This window comes from Diaphorobacter sp. HDW4A, assembly GCF_011305995.1.
Classification (GTDB): domain Bacteria; phylum Pseudomonadota; class Gammaproteobacteria; order Burkholderiales; family Burkholderiaceae_C; genus Diaphorobacter_A.
On sequence record NZ_CP049910.1, the window covers coordinates 3,060,920 to 3,083,564 of the forward strand.

Annotated in this window: 18 protein-coding genes; 10 read left to right on the top strand and 8 right to left on the bottom strand. The window is 61.8% G+C overall.

From position 1 onward, the window contains the following. Window positions 1–81 precede the first annotated feature (81 nt). From G7047_RS13910 to G7047_RS13935, 6 genes are read left to right on the top strand one after another with little or no spacing between them, the layout of a single operon-like run. Window positions 82–3,081: a monovalent cation/H+ antiporter subunit A gene (locus tag G7047_RS13910; protein ID WP_166306367.1), complete on the top strand. Its 3,000-nt coding sequence runs from the start codon at window positions 82–84 to the stop codon at window positions 3,079–3,081. Continuing rightward, window positions 3,081–3,446, top strand: a complete 366-nt coding sequence (locus G7047_RS13915) for a Na+/H+ antiporter subunit C (protein ID WP_166306371.1) — start codon at window positions 3,081–3,083, stop codon at window positions 3,444–3,446. The genes G7047_RS13910 and G7047_RS13915 overlap by 1 nt, the downstream gene beginning before the upstream one ends. Continuing rightward, complete coding sequence (locus G7047_RS13920; protein WP_166306374.1) at window positions 3,443–5,185, top strand: monovalent cation/H+ antiporter subunit D; 1,743 nt, start codon at window positions 3,443–3,445, stop codon at window positions 5,183–5,185. The genes G7047_RS13915 and G7047_RS13920 overlap by 4 nt, the downstream gene beginning before the upstream one ends. Further along, the gene (locus G7047_RS13925) at window positions 5,182–5,673 is read left to right on the top strand and encodes a Na+/H+ antiporter subunit E (protein ID WP_166306377.1); all 492 of its coding nucleotides are present in this window, start codon (window positions 5,182–5,184) and stop codon (window positions 5,671–5,673) included. Before G7047_RS13920 ends, G7047_RS13925 begins: the two co-directional genes overlap by 4 nt. Further along, window positions 5,670–5,951 carry a K+/H+ antiporter subunit F gene (locus G7047_RS13930; protein WP_166306381.1) on the top strand — a complete coding sequence of 94 codons (282 nt, stop codon included), beginning with the start codon at window positions 5,670–5,672 and terminating at the stop codon, window positions 5,949–5,951. Before G7047_RS13925 ends, G7047_RS13930 begins: the two co-directional genes overlap by 4 nt. Then, entirely contained in the window at window positions 5,948–6,346 is a 399-nt protein-coding gene (locus G7047_RS13935) for a Na+/H+ antiporter subunit G (protein WP_166306384.1), read from the top strand. The genes G7047_RS13930 and G7047_RS13935 overlap by 4 nt, the downstream gene beginning before the upstream one ends. A gap of 24 nt (window positions 6,347–6,370) precedes the next feature. Here the strand turns inward: G7047_RS13935 and G7047_RS13940 are convergent, their stop codons facing one another. Beyond that, window positions 6,371–10,009 (bottom strand): hydantoinase B/oxoprolinase family protein, encoded by a 3,639-nt coding sequence (locus tag G7047_RS13940; protein ID WP_166306389.1) that lies wholly within the window; start codon window positions 10,007–10,009, stop codon window positions 6,371–6,373. A 193-nt stretch (window positions 10,010–10,202) separates the two neighbouring features. Between G7047_RS13940 and crcB the strand changes: the two genes are divergently transcribed. Next, on the top strand, window positions 10,203–10,589 hold the full coding sequence (crcB, locus tag G7047_RS13945; protein ID WP_166312064.1) for a fluoride efflux transporter CrcB: 387 nt from the start codon (window positions 10,203–10,205) through the stop codon (window positions 10,587–10,589). Window positions 10,590–10,678: 89 nt separating this feature from the next. Continuing rightward, window positions 10,679–11,542, top strand: coding sequence for a TIGR00730 family Rossman fold protein (locus G7047_RS13950; protein WP_166306392.1), 864 nt, complete (start codon window positions 10,679–10,681; stop codon window positions 11,540–11,542). 57 nt (window positions 11,543–11,599) lie between these two features. On the opposite strand, the gene G7047_RS13955 is transcribed toward G7047_RS13950, so the two are convergent. The 7 genes from G7047_RS13955 to G7047_RS13985 form a co-directional block, all read right to left on the bottom strand. Then, window positions 11,600–13,303 (bottom strand): methyl-accepting chemotaxis protein, encoded by a 1,704-nt coding sequence (locus tag G7047_RS13955; RefSeq protein ID WP_166306395.1) that lies wholly within the window; start codon window positions 13,301–13,303, stop codon window positions 11,600–11,602. A 121-nt stretch (window positions 13,304–13,424) separates the two neighbouring features. Continuing rightward, complete coding sequence (locus G7047_RS13960; protein WP_166306398.1) at window positions 13,425–14,609, bottom strand: MFS transporter; 1,185 nt, start codon at window positions 14,607–14,609, stop codon at window positions 13,425–13,427. A 1-nt stretch (window position 14,610) separates the two neighbouring features. Further along, complete coding sequence (locus G7047_RS13965; RefSeq protein ID WP_166306401.1) at window positions 14,611–16,035, bottom strand: DNA recombination protein RmuC; 1,425 nt, start codon at window positions 16,033–16,035, stop codon at window positions 14,611–14,613. Window positions 16,036–16,057: 22 nt separating this feature from the next. Beyond that, window positions 16,058–17,041 carry a D-glycerate dehydrogenase gene (locus tag G7047_RS13970; protein WP_166306404.1) on the bottom strand — a complete coding sequence of 328 codons (984 nt, stop codon included), beginning with the start codon at window positions 17,039–17,041 and terminating at the stop codon, window positions 16,058–16,060. Between the two features lie 83 nt (window positions 17,042–17,124). Next, entirely contained in the window at window positions 17,125–18,561 is a 1,437-nt protein-coding gene (locus G7047_RS13975) for a sodium:proton antiporter (protein ID WP_166306407.1), read from the bottom strand. Continuing rightward, window positions 18,558–19,781, bottom strand: a complete 1,224-nt coding sequence (gene pncB, locus G7047_RS13980) for a nicotinate phosphoribosyltransferase (RefSeq protein ID WP_166306410.1) — start codon at window positions 19,779–19,781, stop codon at window positions 18,558–18,560. Before pncB ends, G7047_RS13975 begins: the two co-directional genes overlap by 4 nt. 165 nt (window positions 19,782–19,946) lie before the next feature. Beyond that, entirely contained in the window at window positions 19,947–20,429 is a 483-nt protein-coding gene (locus G7047_RS13985) for a thioesterase family protein (protein ID WP_166312065.1), read from the bottom strand. 243 nt (window positions 20,430–20,672) lie between these two features. Between G7047_RS13985 and G7047_RS13990 the strand changes: the two genes are divergently transcribed. After that, complete coding sequence (locus G7047_RS13990) at window positions 20,673–21,239, top strand: phasin family protein (protein ID WP_166306413.1); 567 nt, start codon at window positions 20,673–20,675, stop codon at window positions 21,237–21,239. Window positions 21,240–21,648: 409 nt separating this feature from the next. Next, window positions 21,649–22,407, top strand: a complete 759-nt coding sequence (locus G7047_RS13995) for a 3-hydroxyacyl-CoA dehydrogenase (RefSeq protein WP_166306416.1) — start codon at window positions 21,649–21,651, stop codon at window positions 22,405–22,407. The last annotated feature ends 238 nt before the right edge of the window (window positions 22,408–22,645 follow it).

The following is a 22,645-nucleotide window of genomic DNA, read 5'->3' on the forward strand; positions in this document are numbered from 1 at the left end:
GGAAACCTTATATTCGACGTGTGAAGCGTGCTTATAAATCCATAGCAGCTTTCTGTCCCGACCCCCTCACCGGTCATGCCCATGTCCCTACTTCTGTTGATCATCCTTCCGTTGATCGGCAGCGTCATTGCCGCCATATTGCCTGCGAACGCGCGCAATACGGAGTCGACGCTGGCCGGTTTCATCGCACTTTTCTGTGCGGTGCAAACGGCACTGTACTTCCCCGACATCTCGCACGGTGAAGTGATACGGCAGGAGTTCGCCTGGCTTCCAGCGCTTGGACTGAACTTCGTGATCCGCATGGATGGCTTCTCGTGGATGTTCAGCATGCTCATCATGGGCATCGGCAGTCTGGTCGTGCTGTACGCGCGCTACTACATGTCGCCCGCCGATCCGGTGCCGCGCTTCTTCTCGTTCTTTCTGGCCTTCATGGGTGCGATGTCGGGCGTCGTGCTCTCGGGCAACATCATCCAACTGGTGTTCTTCTGGGAACTCACCAGCCTGTTCTCCTTTCTGCTGATCGGCTACTGGCACCACCGTGAGGACGCGCGGCGCGGCGCGCGCATGGCACTCACCGTCACGGGCACGGGCGGCCTGTGTCTGCTCGCGGGCATGCTGGTGATCGGGCACATCGTCGGCAGCTACGACCTCGACCGCGTGCTGGGGTCGGCCGAGCTGGTGCGCAATCATCCGATGTACCTTACGGCGCTGGTGCTGGTACTGCTCGGCGCGTTCACCAAGAGCGCGCAGTTTCCGTTCCAGTTCTGGTTGCCCAACGCCATGGCGGCGCCTACGCCAGTCTCTTCCTATCTGCACTCGGCCACCATGGTGAAGCTCGGCGTGTTCCTGCTCGCACGCTTCTGGCCGGTGATGGCGGGCACGGACGAATGGTTCTGGTTGGTCGGCGGTGCGGGCGTGGCGACGCTGCTGATCGGCGGCTACGCGGCCATGTTCCAGAACGATCTCAAGGGACTGCTCGCCTACTCCACCATCTCGCATCTGGGCCTGATCACACTGCTCTTGGGTATGAACAGCCCGCTCGCCGCCGTGGCCGCCGTCTTCCACATCATGAACCACGCAACCTTCAAGGCCTCGCTGTTCATGGCGACCGGCATCATCGATCACGAAAGCGGTACGCGCGACATCCGCCGTCTCTCGGGCCTCAGGCACATGATGCCGGTGACCGCCACGCTCGCCACCGTGGCCGCTGCCGCAATGGCCGGTGTGCCGCTGCTCAATGGTTTCCTGTCCAAGGAAATGTTCTTCGCGGAAACCGTGTTCGTCGACGCAGCGCCCATCGTCGGCATCGCCATGCCGATTCTGGCGACCATCGCCGGAGTGTTCAGCGTGGCCTATTCGCTGCGCTTCATCGTCGACGTGTTCTGGGGCCCCAAGTGCACCGACCTGCCTCTGCAGCCGCACGAGCCCCCGCACTGGATGCGCGTGCCGGTCGAGCTGCTGGTGCTGGCCTGTCTGCTGGTCGGCATCTTCCCGAACTGGGCGATCGGCCGTTTTCTCGATGCCGCCGCACTGCCGGTGGTCGGCACGGGTCAGCTGCCCGAATTCAGTCTCGCGATCTGGCACGGTTTCAACACCCCGCTGGTGATGAGCATCATCGCGCTCGCGGGCGGCATATTGCTGTACTGGCTACTGCGCACGCAGCGCGAGGCAGGTCGCATCGATGGGCCGCCGGTCATGCAGCTTGTCAGCGGCCGCCGGATTTTCGAGGGCTTCATCACCCTGCTCACCATTGCTGGCCGTCGCGGCAAGCGGCTGTTGTCCACCCACAAGCTGCAGTGGCAAATGATGTGGCTAGCCCTCGCCACCGTGGTAGCTGCCGTCATTCCCATCGTTGCGCGTGGCATCGAGTTCGGCAATCGCGGCACGCTGCCGCTCTCGCCCGCCTTCATCGTGCTCTGGTCGGTCGGATCGGCCTGCGCACTTGCAGCTGCATGGCAGGCCAAATACCACCGACTCGCCGCGTTGACGCTGATGGGTGGCTCGGGCCTGTGCACCGTGCTGACCTTCCTGTGGTTCTCCGCGCCAGACCTCGCACTCACGCAACTGGTGGTGGAAATCGTCACCACCATCCTCATTCTGCTGGGTCTGCGTTGGCTGCCCAAGCGCGATCAGGCGATATCGCTGGCCGACGAAAAATCCATGCGTACCCGTGCACGCCGTGCACGCGACTTCGTGATCGCCACCTGTGCAGGTGGCGGTATGGCCTGGCTGGCCTACGCGATGATGAGCCGTCCGTTTCCGGAAAGCACATCGACCTTCTTCCTTGAACGAGCCCTGACCGAGGGTGGCGGCACGAACGTGGTCAACGTGATGCTGGTAGATTTCCGTGGCTTTGATACCTTCGGCGAGATCGTCGTGCTTGGCATTGTGGCGCTCACCGTCTACGCCCTGCTTCGCCGCTTTCGCCCTGCGCCCGAGGCCATGGATCTGCCCGAGCAGCAACGCTGGCTCGCCCCTGACTTGCAGACCGACCTGCTCAATCCGCGCAACGCGCCGGACACGGCGGTTGGCTATCTGATGGTGCCCGCCGTGCTGGTGCGCCTGCTGCTGCCCTTCACCGCACTGGTGTCGTTCTACCTGTTCCTGCGCGGGCACAACGAACCCGGCGGTGGCTTTGTGGCGGGCTTGGTGCTGTCGGTCGGCCTGCTGCTGCAGTACATCATCTCGGGCACCGAGTGGGTGGAGGAACACCTCACGCTCTTCCCCCGCAAGTGGATCGCGCTCGGTATGCTGTTCGCGCTAGGCACCGGCCTCGGGTCGATCGTCTTCGGCTACCCGTTTCTCACCAGCCACACGGCGCACTTCACGCTGCCAGTGATCGGCGAGATCCACATCGCAAGCGCGCTGTTCTTCGACATCGGAGTGTTCCTGCTCGTGGTCGGATCAACGCTGCTGATTCTCGTGGCCATCGCCCACCAGTCGGTGCGCGGCCATCGCTATCACCAGCGTCTGCTGGAGGAACAGCGCGAAGCACACACCGTGGAAAAGCCGGAGGAACCCGAACGCTTTGCATCCGACGACAACACCGCCCCCGATCTCGCGCCCAAAGGAGCCAGCTGATGGAAATCGTACTTGCCATTGCCATCGGCATACTCACAGGCTCGGGCGTCTGGCTGCTACTGCGCCCGCGTACCTTTCAGGTGATCATGGGCCTGTCGCTGCTGGCCTATGCCGTCAACCTGTTCATGTTCAGCATGGGCCGCATCGGCCTGGCGATTGACAAGGAACCAGTGCTCGCCGCCGGTGTTCCGCAGGACCTGCACCACTACGCTGACCCGATGCCGCAAGCCCTCGTGCTCACGGCCATCGTGATCGGTTTCGCCATGACGGCGCTGTTCCTCGTCGTGCTGCTCGCGCTGCGCGGCATGAGCGGCACCGACCATGTGGACGGCGTCGATGCGCGCAACTCGCAGGAGATGCCATGAGTGTGAGCGCTATCACCGATGCGCTGATGCCGCACCTGATCCTGGCACCCATCATGCTGCCAATGTTCACGGCGGCCATCATGCTGCTGCTGGGCGAGAAGAACCAGCGCGCCAAGCTCGTCATCAACCTGTTCTCGACCTTCATCGGCCTGATCATTGCTGTGCAGCTGCTGCGCTGGAGCAAGATGACCGGCAGCACCGCGTCGATGGGCGTGTACCTGCCCGGCAACTGGCCCGCTCCGTTCGGCATCGTGCTGGTGCTTGATCGGCTCTCGGCCATGATGCTGGTGCTGACCAGCTTCGTCGCGCTGTGCTCGATCATCTTTGCCGCATCGCGCTGGCACCGCGCGGGTGTGCACTACCACCCGCTGTTCCAACTGCAGCTCATGGGTCTGGCGGGTGCATTTCTCACGGCCGATCTGTTCAACCTGTTCGTGTTCTTCGAGATCATGCTGGCCGCCTCATATGGCCTGCTGCTGCATGGTTCAGGGCGTATGCGCGTGCAGGCCGGGCTGCATTACATCGCCATCAATCTGGCGGCGTCCTCGCTGTTCCTGATCGGCGCGTCCATGCTCTATGGCATCACGGGCACACTGAACATGGCCGACCTCGCACAGGCCATCCCGAAGGTCGCCGCCGCTGACCGCGGGCTGCTGCATGCGGCTGCCGCAATCCTCGCGACGGCCTTCCTCATCAAGGCCGCCGTCTGGCCGCTGAACTTCTGGCTGGTGCCCGCCTACAGCGCTGCCACTCCGCCTGTGGGCGCCTTGTTTGCGTTGATGACCAAGGTCGGCATCTACACCATCGTGCGTCTATGGACGCTGATGTTCAGCAGCGAGGCTGGTGCCTCGGCCCTCTTCGGCAGCATGTGGCTGATCGGCGGCGGCGTGCTGACCATGGCCTTCGGTGCCATTGGCATGCTGGGGTCTCAGCGCTTTGCGAACCTCGCGGGCTACGCTGCGATTCTCTCGTCGGGCACGCTACTGGCGGCGGTCGGCTTCGGGCAGAACGAGCTGACCGCCGGTCTGCTGTACTACCTGCCAAGCTCCACGCTCGCGGTCTGCACGCTGTTCCTGCTGTCTGATCTGGTCGAGCGCTGGCGCAACGATGGTTCCAGCTTCACGCCCTACGATTCCGACGAGGCTGCCCCCTTCCTCTCGCCCGAGCTCGTGCCGCAGGCCGGAACCAACTTCGACGAAGACGAGGAAATGCTGGTCGGCCGCGTGATTCCCGCAGCAGCAGCCTTCCTCGGCATCGCCTATGTGATGTGCACATTGGTCATTGCCGGGCTGCCGCCGCTGTCTGGCTTCATCGGCAAGTTCGCGATGCTGACAGCATTGATGAATCCGCTGGGCATGGGCTCGTCGGCAGGCATACAGCTCGGTGCACCGGGCTGGACGCTGGTCACGCTGATGATCGTCACCGGCCTGATCGCGCTGATCGCGCTCACCCGCTCGGGCATCCGCGTGTTCTGGGCCAGCCATGCGCGCACGGCGCCCAATCTGCGGCTGGTAGAGGCACTACCGATTGCCATGCTGCTGTGCGCGAGCATCGTCTTCACCGTGCGTGCAGACGACGTGATGCGCTACACGCAGGCGACCGCCAACATGCTGCACTCACCCGGCACCTACATCGGCGCCGTGATGTCCGCGCGCCCCAAGCCCAGTCCGGTCACTCATGAGCCGGCCGCCGAGCCCACAGCGCCGTCCACGCCCTCCACACAAGGAGGCCCGCAATGATGAAAAAGATCTTCCCCGCGCCGCTGCTGTCGGTAGCACTGTTCGTGATCTGGCTGCTGCTCAATCAGACGCTGAGCGCCGGACACATTCTGCTGGCGTTGATTCTGGCGCTGCTGCTGCCCGTGCTGTTTAGCGGCCTGCGTCCGCGCCATGTACAGGTTCGCAACATCGGCGCGATCCTGCGCCTGTGCTTTGCGGTCGTCGTGGACACCACCGAGTCCAACATCGCCGTGATCCGCTTTCTCGTACACCCATCGTCGCGCCGCGCACCTTCCGGCTTTGTGAACATTCCTTTGGAACTGCGCGATCCCAACGGCCTCGCTGTGCTCGCGATGATCGTCTGCATCACGCCCGGCACCGCGTGGGCCGAGCTGTCTCTGGACCGCTCAGTGCTGATGCTCCACGTGCTCGAAGTCAGCGACCCCCAGCAGGTGATCGACCACGTGAAGGCCAAGTACGAGTGCCCCCTCATGGAGATTTTCGAATGATCAATCCCGTGCTCTCCTGGGCTGTGCCCATTGCCATGTTTCTGCTGTCGCTGGCGATGCTCTGCTGCCTCGTGCGCATTCTGCGCGGCCCGGCGGCGCAGGATCGCGTGCTGGCGCTCGACTGCATGTATCTGAACGGCATGCTCTTCATGCTGGTGCTCGGCATCTACTACAGCTCCAGCGCCTATTTCGAGGCTGCCTTGCTGATCGCGCTGCTAGGCTTCGCGAGTTCCACGGCAATGGCCAAGTTCCTGCTGCGCGGCGAGGTGATCGAATGATCGAACAACCGCTGCCGCTCTGGCTCGATATCTTCATCTCCGTCGTCGTGGTGCTGGGCGCGCTGATTGCGCTGATCGGCTCGTCGGGCCTGCTGCGCCTCAAAACCTATTTCGAGCGCGTGCACGCGCCCTCCATCATCGCGACGCTGGGCACCTGGTGCATCATGCACGCCACCGTGATCTACTTCTCGGTGCAGGAACACCAGCTCGCGATCCACGCGATCCTGATCGCCATCTTCATCGCCGTGACCGTGCCGGTGACCACCATCTTCCTGATGCGCGCAGCACTCTTTCGCGCCCGCCGCTCGGGCGAGGACGTACCGCCCAGCCTGAGCGACAACACCGAAAGCCGCACCCGCGCCGCCGCCCTGCTGTCCGGCGAAGAGCCGGACTAAGAGCGTGTTTACGATCTAGAGCCTTCAACGCTTGCTGAAGCCACCGCCACCCGGCGTGTGGATTTCAAAGATGTCGCCCGCCTCCATCTGCGTCTGCCCGATATGCGCCAGCGCCTCCACGCGCCCATCGGTGCGCAGCACGCGGTTGATGCCGGGTTGACCGGCGCTGCCGCCCGCCATGCCGAACGAACCCTGCACGCGGCCATTCGAGAGAATGCCTGCCGTCATCGGCTGCAGAAAGCGCACGCGGCGCACGCCGCCGTTGCCGCCGCTCCACTTTCCTGCGCCGCCCGAATCCGCGCGAATCGCATAGCTCTCCAGCCGCACCGGGAAGCGGAACTCCAGCACCTCCGGATCGGTCATGCGCGAGTTGGTCATGTGCGTCTGCACCACGCTTGTGCCGTTGAAGCCGTCAACCAGCGCGCCCGCATCGTCGAACACGCCGCCCGCACCGCTGCCGCCCGAAATGGTCTCGTAGTACTGATATCGCTCGTTGCCAAAGGTGAAGTTGTTCATCGTGCACTGGCTTGCGGCCGAGACACCCAGCGCGCCGAGCAGCGCGTTGGTGATGCAGGTCGACGTCTCCACATTGCCCGCCACCACTGATGCGGGCGGCAGCGGATTGAGCATGCAGCCCTCGGGGATGTGCACATTGATCGGTTTGAGGCAGCCCGCGTTGAGCGGGATATCGTCGTTTACCAACGTGCGGAACACATATAGCACTGCTGCCATGCAGACCGCCGTGGGAGCGTTGAAGTTGTTGTTCTGCTGCGGCGAGGTGCCGCGGAAATCGATCTCCGCGCTGCGTGCAGCCGCGTCGATGCGGATCGCCACCTGGATCTGCGCGCCGTTATCCAGCGGCAGCGTAAATTGCCCATCACCCATGCGTGCCGCAAGCTGTGTGATCGCACGGCGCACCGACTCCTCGGCATTGTCCTGCACATACTGCATGTAGGCTTGCACGACGGGCAGCGTGAACTGCCCGACCATGCGGTGCAACTCCTGCACGCCCTTCTCGTTGGCCGCGATCTGCGCCTTGAGATCGGCCAGATTCTGCTGCGGGTTGCGCGCGGGATACTCGCCGCTTGCCAGCAGCGCGAGCATCTCTTTTTCACGCAGCTCGCCACCATCGACCAGCTTGAAGTTGTCGATCTGCACGCCCTCCTCTTCGATGCGCGTGGAGAACGGCGGCATCGAGCCCGGTGTGATGCCACCCACATCCGCATGGTGGCCACGGCTGCCCACATAGAAGGTCGGCTCAGCGCTCTCGCCCACATAGACCGGCGTGATCACCGTGATGTCGGGCAGGTGGGTGCCGCCGTGATAAGGATCGTTGAGCACATACACATCGCCACGCCGCATGCTCGCGCGATTGCGGGCAATGACGGTCTTGATGCTCTCGCCCATCGAGCCCAGATGCACCGGCATGTGCGGCGCATTCGCGATGAGCTGGCCGTCACCGTCAAACAGCGCGCAGCTGAAGTCAAGCCGCTCCTTGATGTTCACCGAGTACGCGGTGTTCTGCAGCTGCAGCCCCATCTGCTCGGCGATGTTCATGAACAGATTGTTGAAGACCTCGAGCAGCACCGGATCCACCTCAGTGCCCGCCGCCTTGCGCTGCGCGCGCGGCATGTGGCGCGTGAGCAGCAGATGATCGAGGCCCGTCAGATGCGCCTCCCAGCCGGGCTCAACCACCGTCGTCGCGTTCTTCTCGGCGATGATCACCGGGCCTTTGAGACGATCTCCGGCGCGCATGTCCTCGCGCACCACCAGCGCCGCGTCATGCCACTCTGGCTCGCCCGCAACGCCAACGGTGAACATACGCACTTTGTCGCGCTGCGGTACATCGCGCTGCGGATGCTCGGGAGTGTGCGCCTCCGATGCGCGCTCGCCGGGCACGACGATCTCCACCGAGACTGCCTCGACCATCAGCGCGCGTCCCTGCATGAGAAACGCAAAGCGCTGCCGGTACGCTTGCTCGAACGCCGTCGCCATCTCCTGCGGCGTGCCGAACGGAACCACCAACGCTGAATCCGCGCCCTCGTAGCGCACGTGCGCACGGCGAAGCACAAGGGACTCGCTCGCTGTGAGTCCCCGCTCCAACAACTCAGCACTCGCAACCTCTTCGAGCCCGTTCAATGTCTGCTCGACCTGCGCAAAATTCTCTGCCGAGAGTCGCAGCTCCAGCGCCTTCTCACGCATCACGTTCTGGTCCGCGAGGCCCATACCGTAGGCCGAAAGCACGCCTGCCAGCGGATGAATCAGCACTTTCTCCATTCCTAGCGCATCCGCGACCAGACAGGCATGCTGCCCGCCCGCACCACCAAAGCACTGCAGCGTGTAGCGCGTCACGTCATAGCCGCGCGCCACCGAAATTTTCTTGATGGCATTCGCCATCTGCTGTACGGCGATCTCGATGTAGCCGTGTGCCACCGATTCCGGTGCGCGGCCAAGCGGCGATGCAACCTCGGCGAACTTCTGCTGCACGATCGCCGCATCGAGACTCTGATCCGCACCATACCCGAACACCTGCGGAAAGAACTGCGGCTGCAGCTTGCCCACCATCACGTTCGCATCGGTAACCGCCAGCGGCCCGCCGCGGCGATAGCTCGCGGGACCGGGATTCGCACCCGCGCTCTCCGGGCCTACGCGAAAGCGTGCGCCGTCGAACGCGAGAATCGACCCGCCGCCCGAAGCCACGGTGTGGATGCTCATCATCGGCGCACGCATGCGAACGCCGGCCACCTGCGTCTCGAACTCACGCTCGAACTCGCCGGCAAAGTGGCTCACGTCGGTGGACGTGCCCCCCATGTCGAAGCCGATCACCCGCTGCTGTCCCGCAATCTGCGCAGTGCGCGCCATGCCGACGATGCCGCCCGCGGGCCCGGAGAGAATCGCATCCTTGCCTTGAAAACGATGCGCATGCGCCAGCCCGCCGGACGACTGCATGAAATACAGCGGCACCCCAGGCAGCTCTGCCTCGACCTGCTCCACATAGCGCCGCAGAATTGGCGAGAGATACGCGTCGACCACTGTCGTGTCACCGCGGCTCACGAACTTCATGAGCGGACTGGTGCCGTGCGAGGTGCTGATCTGCGTGAAGCCCGCCGCCCGGGCCAGCTCAGCGGCCGTCTCTTCATGTGCGGTATAGCGCCAGCCATGCATGAACACGATGGCGACGCTGCGCAACCCCGCATCGTGCGCAGCCCAGAGGCGCTCGCGCAGATGTTCCTTGTCGAGCACTTCGATCACCTCGCCATCGGCAGACATGCGCTCCTGCGCCTCGATCACGCGGCTGTAAAGCAGCTCGGGCAGCACGATGCGCCGATCAAACAATCGCGGTCGGTTCTGGTAAGCGATGCGCAAGGCGTCCTTGAAACCTCGCGTGGTGATCAGCAGCGTGGGCTCCCCCTTGCGTTCGAGCAGCGCATTAGTGGCCACCGTCGTGCCCATCTTCACGCACTCGATCAAGTCGGACGGGATCGCCTGCGCACTCTTCAAACCCAGCAGATGCCGAATACCCGCGACCGCCGCATCGCGGTACTGCTCCGGGTTCTCCGACAGCAGTTTGTGCGTGACGATCTCGCCGTTCGGCCTGCGTCCCACCACATCGGTAAACGTACCTCCACGATCCACCCAGAACTGCCAGCGTTGCGTTGTCATCTCGTTCCTTTGGCGCGAATGGTGTGCGCCGTCATAGGTCAAAAACTGCGCGTTATTTTCCCTTGAAGCAGCCAATGCACAACACAGACATTCAAGTTCTGAGGATATTGAAAAGAAGCTCTAGACAGGACAGGAATCCAGCAATCGAAGGAACGGCGACCATCCCCGATTCGCGCCCTACAATGCCCCGATGCTGATTCAAGTTCTAGCCATTTGCGTGGGCGCCAGCCTCGGTGCGCTCTCGCGCTGGGGCCTTGGGCTCTGGCTGAGCAGCGGCGCAGCCCTGCCTTGGGGCACGCTCGCCGCCAACCTCATCGGCGGTTATCTGATCGGCCTGTGCGTCGGCGTCTTCCAAGCCATTCCGCAGCTCGATCCGGTCTGGCGGCTCGCGCTCGTCACCGGCTTTCTCGGCGGGCTCACCACGTTCTCGAGTTTTTCTGCCGAAGTCGTTGCCCTTCTGCAGGATCAGCGTTTTGGAGAGGCGCTTGGCTGGTGCGCTATTCAGGTCCTGGGCTCGCTGTGCATGACTTGGCTTGGTTTACAAACTATTGGAATGATTTGGCCTACGGCGCGCGCGTGAATCTTCACGCGCCGGAATTCTGATCTATCCTCTCAATCACCCATAACGCAGCGCGTTTGCCGCAGTCTGATCTCACGAAGCACGAATCCATGGAAGCAAACACCAATCTGAATGACCGCCGCCTGGCCGATGCCTGGGCTGAAATCAACAACTTCGCGGTGGCGGGTAATCCGCTTGAAGCAGACTCCTACCGCCTCGCCTTCGCCGATCCCGAATTCATGCTGCGCCGCGAGACACGCGGTATTCGCTTTCAGCTCGAACTGCTCAAGCCCGACCTCGACATGGCGGCGCTCGGCGTCGAGCACACTGTCGTCGTCTACGGCAGCGCCCGTATGCTGTCGCCCGAAGACGCCGCGCAGCAGCTCGAAGCCGCAGAAGCCAGCGACGATGCTGAACGCATCGCTCGCGGCAAGCTCGCCGTGAAGAATGCGCATTACTACGATCAGGCCCGCCAGTTTGCACGCATCGTGGCCGAGTTCGGCAAGACCTGCATCGACAAGGAGCGCGTCTACATCTGTACCGGCGGCGGTCCCGGCATCATGGAGGCCGCCAACCGCGGAGCACATGACGCGGGCGCGCTCAATGTGGGGCTGAACATCACGCTGCCGCATGAGCAAAGCGGCAACAAGTACATCTCGCCCGAACTGTGCTTCAAGTTCCACTACTTTGCGCTGCGCAAGATGCACTTTCTCATGCGCGCCAAGGCACTCGTGGCATTTCCCGGCGGCTTCGGCACGCTTGACGAGCTGTTCGAGGTGCTCACGCTGGTGCAGACAGGCAAGGCCAAGGCTCTGCCCATCATTCTGTACGGCAGCGAGTTCTGGAAGAAACTCATCAACTTCGATGCACTGGTCGAACAGGGCACGATCTCGGCTGGCGATCTGAAACTGTTCAAGTACGTGGACGATCCTGCCGAAGCCTGGCAGGTGATCAAGGACTTCTACAAGCTCTGATCCAAAGCTTGCTCGAATCCACCCGCACGCCAACCCAACGCATGCGGGCACCCTGATCTAAAACGAAGTCCAGTCGTCCTCGGTATGGCGAGCACCTTGGTGCGCCAGCGTTCGACTCGATTTGGACGGCATCGCTGCGGCGGGCTTGAATGCTGTATTTGGCACTTTCCGCATCGGCGCAGTCGCGCTGGACACTGCAGCCACGTCCATGGCATGCTGTTGCTCGGCATTCAGCTTGAACGTCGCAACCGACTGGGTCAGAGCCCTCGCCTGTTGACTCAGGCTTGACGCTGCTGCCGCACTTTCCTCGACCAGCGCGGCGTTCTGCTGCGTCACTTGGTCGAGCTGTGCCACCGCGTCACTGATCAGCGAGATGCCCTCGCTCTGTTCACGGCTTGCCAAGCTGATATCGCCCACGAGGGAGGCCACATCGCGCACCTGCGTAATGATGGAGTTGATCGTCTGCGTCGCCTCGTTCACCAGCTCCGCGCCGTCGTTCACCTCCTCGACGCTCTGGCTGATCAGCGCATTGATCTCCTTGGCCGCCTCCGCGCTACGTCCGGCCAGCGAACGCACTTCACTCGCCACTACGGCGAAGCCGCGCCCCTGCTCGCCCGCCCGCGCGGCTTCGACCGCCGCATTCAGAGCCAGGATGTTGGTCTGGAACGCGATGGAGTTGATCACGTCGATGATGTCCGCAATCTTGGCCGAGCTGCCCGAGATGTTGCTCATGGTCTTGTTCACGCGCTGCATGGCCTCGCCGCCGTCTGCCGCCGTGAGGGAAGCGGTCGATGCGAGCTGCGTCGCCTTGGTCGCGTTGAAGGAGTTCTGGCGCACGGTGGCGGTCAGTTCTTCCATGGAGGCCGCCGTTTGCAGCAGGTTGCTCGCCTGCTCTTCGGTGCGCTGCGACAGGTCCTGACTGCCCGCCGCGATCTGGGTCGAGCCCGTCATCACCGACTCACTGCCTTCACGGATGCGCAGCACGATTCGCGCAAGGTTCTCGTTCATGGTGCCAAGCGCGCGCAACAGACGCCCCACTTCGTCCTCGCTTGCCACTTCAATCTTGACCGACAGATCACCACGCGCCACACGCTCGGCCACGCGGACCGCGTGATCAAGACTCGACGTGATCTTGCGGATGAACAGAAACGCCGCCGTGATGCAGATGACCAGCGCCAACACCAACGCCGCTGCGATGCCCCACATGACGGTCTGCATTGCAGCGAAGGAATCTTCAGACGTCTGCTTGCCATTGACCAACTGCATATCGGAGATGCTCTCCAACCCGCTGAGAAGTGGCACCATGAGCGGATCAAGCGCAGCCTCCTTGAGGGCAGCGGCCTCTTGCAATTGCCCTGCTCGCAGAGTCTCGATGAGCCGCGAGATGATCGGGTTGGCCTTTTGCTGCAGTGGCTGGATCTTGTCCACCTCGGCCTGTTCGTTGGCAAAGAGTTTGGTCTGCAGAAAGGCGCTCCAGCTCTTGTTGGCCCGCACCTGCCCCTCTGCGATCAGTCGTGCCGCTTCCGTCGGACTGATGGCATTGACAAGCGCTCGGTCCAAGGAAATCAGCACACCATTGTTGTAGCCCGACGCCACCTCCGACATCTGCCTGAGTGGCAGCACCTGGTTTTCGTACACGCTGTAGATGCCTTGGTTGGCGACATTCAGCCGTTGGAACAGGACGCCCGACACGATGACCAACACGGCGAGCAGACTGATGACCAGCAGCCACAAGCGGGTTTTGATAGATAGGTGGTTCATAGATCTCGGTGCTGAGAGACATGTTGAATTTACAAAAATTCAATCAAAAACACACATTGCAACCTCAAGCCTAAATCAAGCAGGCGTGGCCGTCCATCACCAAAGTCCCTATCGTTGAACTTCAGTGTGTTTGCTCTGGCAGCTCCATGCCGCGCATCTTCCACGCAATGCGCGAGCCGCAGCCAACGGCCGCACCGACGATCCAGAACAGCCCCGCCACACCCACCAGCGCCCCGGCATAGCCAAAAATCACAGGCATCAGCACACTCGAGCCGTTGATCGCCATGAGCCGCAACCCCAGTGCCTCGCCATGCCGCGCGGGCGGCGTGAGCTGGTGCAGCATGCTCATGATCATCGGCTGCACCGAACCGAGCGCCAGCCCCAGCAGCACCGAGCAGGTACCGAGCAGCAACGCGGTCGGCATCAACGGATAGAACGCGAACAGCAGCGCCGTGATCAGCATCGCAGCGCACAGCACTGTGGCTTCCTTCAGACGCTCGGCGATGAAGGGCATCAATACACGGATCGCCGCAGCGGCCAGCGCAAACGAACCCAGAATCGTGCCGATCACCGAGGCCGACAGTCCGCGTTCATGCCCAAGGAGCGGTACGACGAAAGTGTGCACATCCCAGCACGAGGACAGCAGCCAGTTGAGAATCAGCAGCCGCCGGAAGTTGGGCTCTTCCAGCAGATCCCAGGCTTTCTGCCTTTTACCGTTGTCGGCCGAGATCACGGGGGGCATCTCCTGCGTCTTGCGCACCCACAGCCAGGTGAGCAGCGCGAGCGCCATCATCATCACGAAGGCGGCGCGGTAGCCCTCGGTGCTACCTGCGGTCTTGCCCGCATGGTCAATCAACAGCCCTGCAAAGAACGGTCCGATGAAATTGGACACCGCTGGCCCTATCGCCAGCCAGCTGAACACCTGGCGCAACTGCGTCGCATCGTGCGCAGCGCGCCCCACATGGCGCTGCAGCGCAATCGTCGCGCAGCCCGTCGCCGCGCCGGTGCACAAAGCGGCAAAGCACAGCACAGGAAAAATGGGAAACAGCGCCGCCGCCGCAGTGCCCGTGGCAGCCACGATCACCGCATATTTCACCGGCCGCTTGAGACCGTGGCGATCCGCATAACGCCCTGCAGGCAGCGCAAGAAACACCTGAGTGAGCGCAAACAGCGCAAGCAGCAGGCCCACCGCAATCGCGCTGTAGCCTTCGTGCAGCGCGAGCAGCGGCGCGGCCATGCGCATGCCCGTCATGCTGGCATGAATGCAGACCTGCCCGGCGATCAGACGTGCGAGGGGCAGATTCAAATCACTCCCCCTCGTCCTCGTCCTCGTCCTCGTCCTCGATCAGCAGATCATTCGCGGTGGGCGGTGGCAAGGCGGGATCGGCTTCATCGCCGCCGGTCTCGGTCTGGGGCGCAGGCAATTCCTGCACGGTGCGCAGTCTGCGCTGGATCGCGCGGGTGCGCACATCGACCTGATCGAACTTACGCGCAGCCGCCTCAATGGACTTGCGCGTCGCATCGACGACAACGCCGAAGTTCTGGAACTCGGTCTTCACCTGACCCAGCACGGACCAGACCTCGGATGAGCGCTTCTCGATGGCCAGCGTCTTGAAGCCCATCTGCAAGCTGTTGAGCATGGCCGCGAGATTGGCGGGGCCGGTGATCATCACACGGCATTCGTTCTGCACCGCCTCAACCAGGCCGGGCCTGCGCATCACCTCGGCGAAGAGGCCCTCGGTGGGCAGATACAACACCGCGAAATCGGTGGTGTGCGGTGGCGACACGTACTTGCCGAAGATCTTGCGGGCCTCGAGCCGGATCGAGGTCTCGAACGCGTTGCCCGCAGCGATCATCGCAACCCGGTCGGCCGCATCCGACGCATCGAGCAGACGCTGATAATGCTCCACTGGATACTTCGAATCGATGGGCAACCAGACCGGCTCGTCGTCCTTCTTGCCCGGCAGGCGGATCGCAAACTCCACCAGCTCGTCGCTGCCCGGCACGGTCTTCACGTTCTTCGCGTACTGCTCGGGCGAGAGCACGTTGTCGATGATTGCGCCGAGCTGCATTTCGCCCCAGGTGCCGCGCGATTTCACATTGGTCATCACGCGCTTCAAATCACCCACGCTGCCTGCAAGCGTCTGCATCTCGCCAAGGCCCTTGTGCACCTGCTCAAGCCGGTCGCTCACCAGCTTGAACGATTCGCCGAGGCGCTGCTCGAGCGTCTCATGCAGCTTTTCATCGACCGTGCGGCGCATTTCTTCGAGCTTGGATGCGTTGTCGGTCTGCATGGCAGAGAGCCGCTCGTTGAGCGTGCTGCGCATGCCACCCGACAGGGTCTCGAAGCGCTGCGCAAAGGCGGAATCCAGCAGCGCGAGGCGCTGATCGAGCTTGTTCTCGAACGAACCGAGCGACACCTGCAACTCGCTGCGGCTGATGCGCGCCTCGTTCACCGCGAGTGCCAGCCGCTCCTCCACCGAATCACGCACACCATCGAGCGCATCCTGCGATGTCTGCGAGAACGCGCGCAGGTGCATGGCCATGCCGTTCATCGCCCCGTCGTTCTTGGCTACCGCGAGCTGTGTGGCCTGCGACATGGCTTCGAGCGCCGAAAGCCGCTGCTGCAGCTCGGGGGTGATCTCCACGCGCGGGCGGCGCAGCACCACCACCACAAGCAGCACGAGCACCAGAATCAACAGGGCGAAGATGGCAATGGTTTCAACAGTCATCAAATTCCAAAGGAGAGAAAGCTCAGCGGGCCAGCGGCTGGTTCACAGGAGTGATCGGCGCCTGACCCTGCAGATAGGCAATGAGATTGTCCGCTGCCAGGGTGCTCATCTTCAAGCGCGTCTTCACCGTGGCGCTCGCGATGTGCGGCGTGAGCACCACATTCGGCACCTGCAGCAGGCCCGGATAAACAGAAGGCTCACCCTCGAACACGTCGAGCCCCGCGCCCGCGATGCGGCGCTCGATGAGCGCCTCCGCCAGAGCCTTGTCGTCAACAATGCCGCCGCGCGCGATGTTGATCAGCGTGGCCGTCGACTGCATCTGCGCCAGCTCGACCGCGCCGATGGCATGGTGCGAATCGGGCGTGTACGGCAGCACCAGCACGAGGTGATCGGCCTTGGCGAGCAGTTCTTCTTTGCTCACATAGCTCGCCTTGCATTCGGCCTCAAGCTCGGGTGTGAGACGCGAGCGGTTGTGGTAAATCACGTTCATACCGAAGCCGTGCGCACCGCGCTTGGCGATGCCCTGCCCTATGCGCCCCATGCCCAGAATGCCGAGCGTGCTGCCATGCACCTCGGCACCGGCGAACATGTCGTAGCTCCAGCGCGTCCACTTGCCCGCGCGCAGGTAGTGCTCGCTCTCGGTCACCCGGCGCGCGGTCGCCATCAGCAGCGCAAAGCCGAAATCAGCCGTGGTCTCGGTCAGCACGTCGGGCGTGTTGGTGCCGAGCACGCCGGCCGCCGTCATCGCGGCCACGTCGAAGTTGTTGTAGCCGACCGTCATGTTGGAGACGATCTTCAGCTTGGGGCAGGCCGCCAGCAGCGCCGCGTTGATCGGCTGGGTGCCGGTGGTGAGCGCGCCGTCCTTGTCCTTCAGTCGCTCGATCAACTCCGCATCGCTCCAGAGCACATCGTCCTGATTGGATTCAACATCGAAGTGCTGCGACAGGCGTTCAATCACTTCGGGGAAGATCTTGCGCGCGACCAGAATGCGTGGCTTGCTGCTCATGGGATGGGTCTCCTTGTCTTGTCTATCTCTGAATATCTTGAAAACGAATGCGCCCTGCAGATCGTCTGCCGATCACCTGCTCATCAGCGGAACCAGATGAAGGTCATGATGACGAACAGCGGGATCAGCACGCAGCCCGACCAGGCCATGTAGCCGAAGAAGCTCGGCATCTTCACACCACGGTCTTCGGCGATGGCCTTGACCATCATGTTCGGCGCATTGCCGATGTAGGTGTTCGCGCCCATGAACACCGCACCTGCGGAAATGGCCGCGAGCGTGGGGGCGAGCGTGGTCATCAGCACGGCGGAATCCCCCCCAGCCGTGTTGAAAAACACCAGATAGGTGGGCGCGTTGTCGAGGAACGAACTCAGGGCACCGGTCGCCCAGAAATACATCGCGGGATCGGGCGAGCCATCGGGCCTGGTGACCGCCGAGACGATGGTGCCGAACGGACCATTCACGCCTGCCTTGAGCATCGCGATCACCGGAATGATGGTGAGGAAAATGCCCGCGAACAGTTTGGCCACCTCCTGCATCGGCCCCCAGCCGAACTGGTTCTTTGCATGCACCTGCTTGGGTGTGACCCACAGCGAAACGATGGCAACAACAACGAGACCGATGTCGCGCACCAGCCCCGGCAGGCCGACATGCGCGCCCGCGATCACCCATTCCACATCGGATTTCCACATTCCGCTCATCAACACCAGCACCACCACAGCCAGCAGCAGCACGAAGTTGCCCTTGCCCTCAAAGCCTATGCCTTGCGGGGCAGTGGTATCGGGTGTCGGGTCTTCGCGGCGCACTTCGCCGCTACGGCGGAAGAACCAGGCATCGAGAAAATAGAACGCCACCAGCAGCACGCCGACGAGGAACAGCGTCTCGGTAAAGATGTGCTGCACGGTCCAGAAGAAGCTCACGCCCTTGAGAAAACCGAGGAACAGCGGCGGATCGCCGAGCGGCGAGAGCGAGCCACCCGCGTTCGAGACGATGAAGATGAAGAACACCACCACATGCGCCATGTGCTTGCGGTTGTCGTTGGCGCGGATCAGCGGACGGATCAACAGCATCGACGCGCCCGTCGTCCCCATGAAGCTCGCGAGCACCGCGCCGATGGCGAGAATCGCGGTGTTGAGCCCCGGCGAGCCATGCAGATTGCCGCGGATGTAGATGCCCCCGGCGACGGTGTACAGCGCCGTCAGCAGGATCACGAACGGGATGTATTCGGCCACCAGCGCATGCACGAAGTTCACGCCGGCAACCGACGGCCCGAAGATGATCGCGAACGGCACCAGAAACGCCAGCGCCCAAGCCACCGTGACCTTGCCGAAATGGTGGTGCCAGAAGCTGGGCAACATCAACGGCATCAGCGCGATCGACAGCAGAATGCCCGCGAACGGAATGCCCCACAGCACGGAAAGTGCGCTGCCGTCGATCTCCGCCGCCTTCACCACCGCAGGCAATGCACCACACAACGCCGCAGCCCACCAGCGCAATCGATTCCATCCCGACACCCGACTCATCCTTGCGTCGCCGGTATCTCGAACACCTGACGCAGATAGGCCAGGTACTTCTCGTCATTGCACATGTTCTTGCCTGGCGCGTCAGACAGCTTGGCCACAGGCTGACCATTGCAACGCGTCATCTTGATCACGATCTGCAACGGCACATGTGCAGGAGGATCTCCCAGATCGTTGGTGAGATTGGTGCCAATGCCGAAGGCGAGTTGGCAGCGTCCATTGAAGCGTTGATACAGTTCGATGATGCGCGGAATGGTCAGCGCATCGCTGAAGATCAGCACCTTGGTCAATGGATCGACGCGGTTGGCCTTGTAGTGCGCCAGCAGACGCTCGCCCCATGCGAAAGGATCGCCGCTGTCATGGCGCGCACCGTCGAAAAGCTTGCAGAAATACAGATCGAAGTCACGCAGAAACGCGCTCATGCCGTAGACATCCGAGAGCGCAATGCCGAGATCGCCGCGATATTCCTTCGCCCAACATTCAAAACCGAACACCTGGCTGTCGCGCAGACGCGGCCCCAGTGCCTGGCAGGCCTGCAGATATTCATGCGCCATGGTGCCGAGCGGCTTGAGCCCCAGCTTCATCGCGAACAGCACATTGCTCGACCCCGCCAACTGACCCGGCGCATAACATGAGCCGGGACGCTTTTCGTCACCGCCCAGCTTGGCACACAGCACGCGCAACACTTCCTCATGCCAGGCGCGGCTGAAGCGGCGACGCGTGCCGTAGTCGGCGATCTTGAGCTCTTCGAGCCTCTCGCTCTGCAGCAGCGCAATCTTCTCTTCGAGCCGATGCCGCCCTTCGGCGAATGGAGGCACCTTCTGCATGTTGCGGAAATAGACCTCGTTCACGATGGCCAGGACTGGAATCTCGAACAGAATCGTGTGCAACCACGGCCCAGTGATCGTGATATCGATCTCGCCGCTCGGCAGTGCGGTCACCGTGATGTATTTTTCGTTGAGCCGGAAGATTCCCAGAAAATCAATGAAGTCGCTCTTGATGAAGCGCAGCGAACGCAGGTACGCCAGCTCTGCATCTTGAAAGTGCAGACTGCACAGCGAACGGATCTCTTCGCGAATCTCGCTCACGAATGGCGCCAGTTGCACTCCGGGATTGCGGCACTTGAACTTGTACTCGACCTGTGCGCCCGGAAAGTGGTGCAGCACCACCTGCATCATCGTGAATTTGTAGAGATCGGTGTCGAGCAGGCTGGTGATGATCATGAGGCTTGAGAAAGTCCGAGGCCTCTCCGGCCAAGCCCGGCAAAGCGCATGGTTGCTTCCCATTGCGAGAGTGCAATTGCCATTGTGGCATCAACCGGAGCCACGCGCAGCCAAACCGCCCGCAAAGCCGCATCCAGCACTGAACTCAGCCATGGTGAGTTGCGATCAGACCCTGAGCGTTTCAAGCACGCTTCGCAGCTTGTCGGGCAATGGGCAGGGTCGGCGCGACTCGCGTTCGACATAGACATGCACAAAATGCCCAAAGGCTGCTGTCATCGCCTCGCCTTTAGCAAACAGACCGATCTCATAACGAACGCTGGATGTCCCCAGCTTGGTCACACGCAGCCCCGCTTCAACGGTCTGCGGAAATGCGAGCGAAGCAAAATAATTACATTGAGTTTCGATTACCAAGCCAATCGTGGTGCCGTCATGAATATCGAGAGCACCCTGCTCAATCAAATAGCCATTCACCGCCGTATCGAACCAGCTGTAATAGACAACATTATTGACGTGCCCATAGAGATCGTTATCCGCCCAGCGCGTGCCAATGGTGCGAAACACCCTGAATTGCGAACGCTCCAGAGGCGTGGGGCGCACTGCTGGTGTTGCAAAAACGGGGGGATGGGAAGTGGTATTTGTCTCTGTCATGGTCATTTCATATCCTGCGCTTATTTTGCCAAGGCCGACGCGTGCGCTGATGAATATGGTGTGTCGTGTGCGACAGAAGCGATTTTTTGGGTAACGCCTCTAAAAATGTTGCGATGCAACAAAAGCACTTGCAATTTGAGCGCAACCCCCTAAAATTCGATCCATGCTGCACTGCAACATGACACATGTCTCAGGTCACGTCAGAGCAGATATCTCATCCAAACCCTTTACTGGAGAATGACCATGTCCCTGACCCCCGAACAAGTGATCGCCGCACAAAAGTCCAACGTTGAAACCTTCTTTGGTCTGACCACCAAGGCTTTCGAAGGCTTTGAAAAGCTGGTCGAACTGAACGTGACCGCCTCCCGCGCCGCTCTGGCCGATGTTGCCACACACACACAAGCCGTGCTGGCCGCCAAGGACCCACAAGAGCTGCTGGCTCTGCAAGCCGGCCTGCTGCAGCCTCTGGCTGAAAAGTCGGTCGCCTACAGCCGTCACCTGTACGACATCGCTTCGGGCACTGGCACCGAATTCACCAAGGCTGTGGAAACCCAAGCCGTTGAAGCACAACGCAGCTTCAACACGCTGGTCGACACTGCTGCCAAGAACGCTCCTGCCGGCTCCGAAACTTCGGTTGCCGTGTTCAAGAGCGCCGTGAGCGCCGCCAACAACGCTTTTGAATCCGTTCAAAAGGCTGTGAAGCAAGCCAGCGACGTCGCTGAAGCCAACTTCAACGCAGTGGCCAACTCGGCTACCAACGCTGCCAAGACCGCTACTGCCACAGCTACCGCTGCTGCTCGCAAGCGTTAATCAATGACAACGGGAATTGCAATTTAAAGGGTTAACCCCTAAAATTCCCGTATCGATTCAAAACGATTCGCTCAAAAGCGAAACGATTCGAATCCACCAGTTGTCTCCTTGGATCCTCTTGAAACCCGGTTTCTAGGATCCCTTAATAGCCCAGTCCTTATCGACTGGGCTTTTTTTTAAGTATTCGGAACACCCCCCTGAGGCGCTGCGCGGCTGCCCTCGCCTAGGCCGCGCCAGTTTCGAACTCCACGGGCAATGCCAGCATTGAGCATGCCCGCCTTGCCCCACTCCCGTTGGGTGGGCGGCGCGAAATTTCCCTCCATCGTCATCCCGCCGACACTATGATGACCATTGGATGATTCATAATTGACGTTTACGTAAACGTCATCATCAACCTCTGGAGACAATCTTGGACATCAAAGGCAAAGTATTCATCGTGACCGGCGGCGCTTCAGGTCTGGGCGAAGGCACTGCGCGCATGCTGGCCAGCCGTGGCGCCCATGTGGTGGTTGCCGACATGCAGATCGACAAGGGTGAAGCGGTCGCCAAAGACATCGGCGGTAGCTTCGTCAAGTGCGATGTGACCAGCGAATCTGACGGCCAGGCTGTCGTCGCCAAGGCCATTTCGGTCGGCAAGCTCATGGGGCTGGTGAACTGCGCGGGCATCGCACCGGCAGAAAAGACCGTTGGCAAGAATGGCGCGCACTCGCTGACGCTATTCAGCAAGGTGGTGCAGGTCAATCTGATCGGCAGCTTCAACATGATCCGCTTGGCCGCCGAAGCCATGGCCAAGAACGAGCCTGAATCCACCGGCGAGCGCGGCGTGATGATCTCGACAGCCAGCGTCGCCGCCTACGACGGCCAGATCGGCCAGGCCGCCTACGCCGCCTCCAAGGGTGGCATCGTCGGCATGACTCTGCCCATCGCCCGCGACCTCGCCCGCAACGGCATCCGGAACATGACCATCGCCCCAGGCATCTTCGGCACCCCGATGCTCTTCGGCATGCCACAAGAAGTGCAGGATGCTCTGGCCGCCGGCGTCCCCTTCCCCAGCCGCCTCGGCACCCCGACCGACTACGCCAAGCTGGCCTGCCACATCTTCGAAAACGACATGCTCAACGGCGAAGTGATTCGTCTCGATGGCGCCATTCGACTGGCTCCAAAGTAAGCAGATCGCCAAAACACATAGTTCCAAGGGCCTCACGGCCCTTTTTCATACCCAAGGTATTCCAACAGCGGGCCACCGAAGCGAGCACCAGACTCGCCCCACCACCCCAACGGTAAGACAGCCCCTCAAGCAAGGCTTCGCAACGCTGCATGAGGGGCTGTATTGCCGCCTCCAAACGACCAACCAGCGAGGCCAAAGGTCTCGTACAAGCAAAATTCAAAAACAAAACAAAAAGCGA

Coding starts and splice junctions, on each gene's coding strand:
- G7047_RS13910 (WP_166306367.1), top strand. CDS start 82: ATGTCCCTACTTCTGTTGATCATCCTTCCGTTGATCGGCAGCGTCATT.
- pncB (WP_166306410.1), bottom strand. CDS start 19,781: ATGATCATCACCAGCCTGCTCGACACCGATCTCTACAAATTCACGATG.
- G7047_RS13920 (WP_166306374.1), top strand. CDS start 3,443: ATGAGTGTGAGCGCTATCACCGATGCGCTGATGCCGCACCTGATCCTG.
- G7047_RS13940 (WP_166306389.1), bottom strand. CDS start 10,009: ATGACAACGCAACGCTGGCAGTTCTGGGTGGATCGTGGAGGTACGTTT.
- G7047_RS13950 (WP_166306392.1), top strand. CDS start 10,679: ATGGAAGCAAACACCAATCTGAATGACCGCCGCCTGGCCGATGCCTGG.
- G7047_RS13930 (WP_166306381.1), top strand. CDS start 5,670: ATGATCAATCCCGTGCTCTCCTGGGCTGTGCCCATTGCCATGTTTCTG.
- G7047_RS13915 (WP_166306371.1), top strand. CDS start 3,081: ATGGAAATCGTACTTGCCATTGCCATCGGCATACTCACAGGCTCGGGC.
- G7047_RS13990 (WP_166306413.1), top strand. CDS start 20,673: ATGTCCCTGACCCCCGAACAAGTGATCGCCGCACAAAAGTCCAACGTT.
- G7047_RS13925 (WP_166306377.1), top strand. CDS start 5,182: ATGATGAAAAAGATCTTCCCCGCGCCGCTGCTGTCGGTAGCACTGTTC.
- G7047_RS13985 (WP_166312065.1), bottom strand. CDS start 20,429: ATGACAGAGACAAATACCACTTCCCATCCCCCCGTTTTTGCAACACCA.
- G7047_RS13955 (WP_166306395.1), bottom strand. CDS start 13,303: ATGAACCACCTATCTATCAAAACCCGCTTGTGGCTGCTGGTCATCAGT.
- G7047_RS13965 (WP_166306401.1), bottom strand. CDS start 16,035: ATGACTGTTGAAACCATTGCCATCTTCGCCCTGTTGATTCTGGTGCTC.
- G7047_RS13975 (WP_166306407.1), bottom strand. CDS start 18,561: ATGAGTCGGGTGTCGGGATGGAATCGATTGCGCTGGTGGGCTGCGGCG.
- G7047_RS13970 (WP_166306404.1), bottom strand. CDS start 17,041: ATGAGCAGCAAGCCACGCATTCTGGTCGCGCGCAAGATCTTCCCCGAA.
- G7047_RS13935 (WP_166306384.1), top strand. CDS start 5,948: ATGATCGAACAACCGCTGCCGCTCTGGCTCGATATCTTCATCTCCGTC.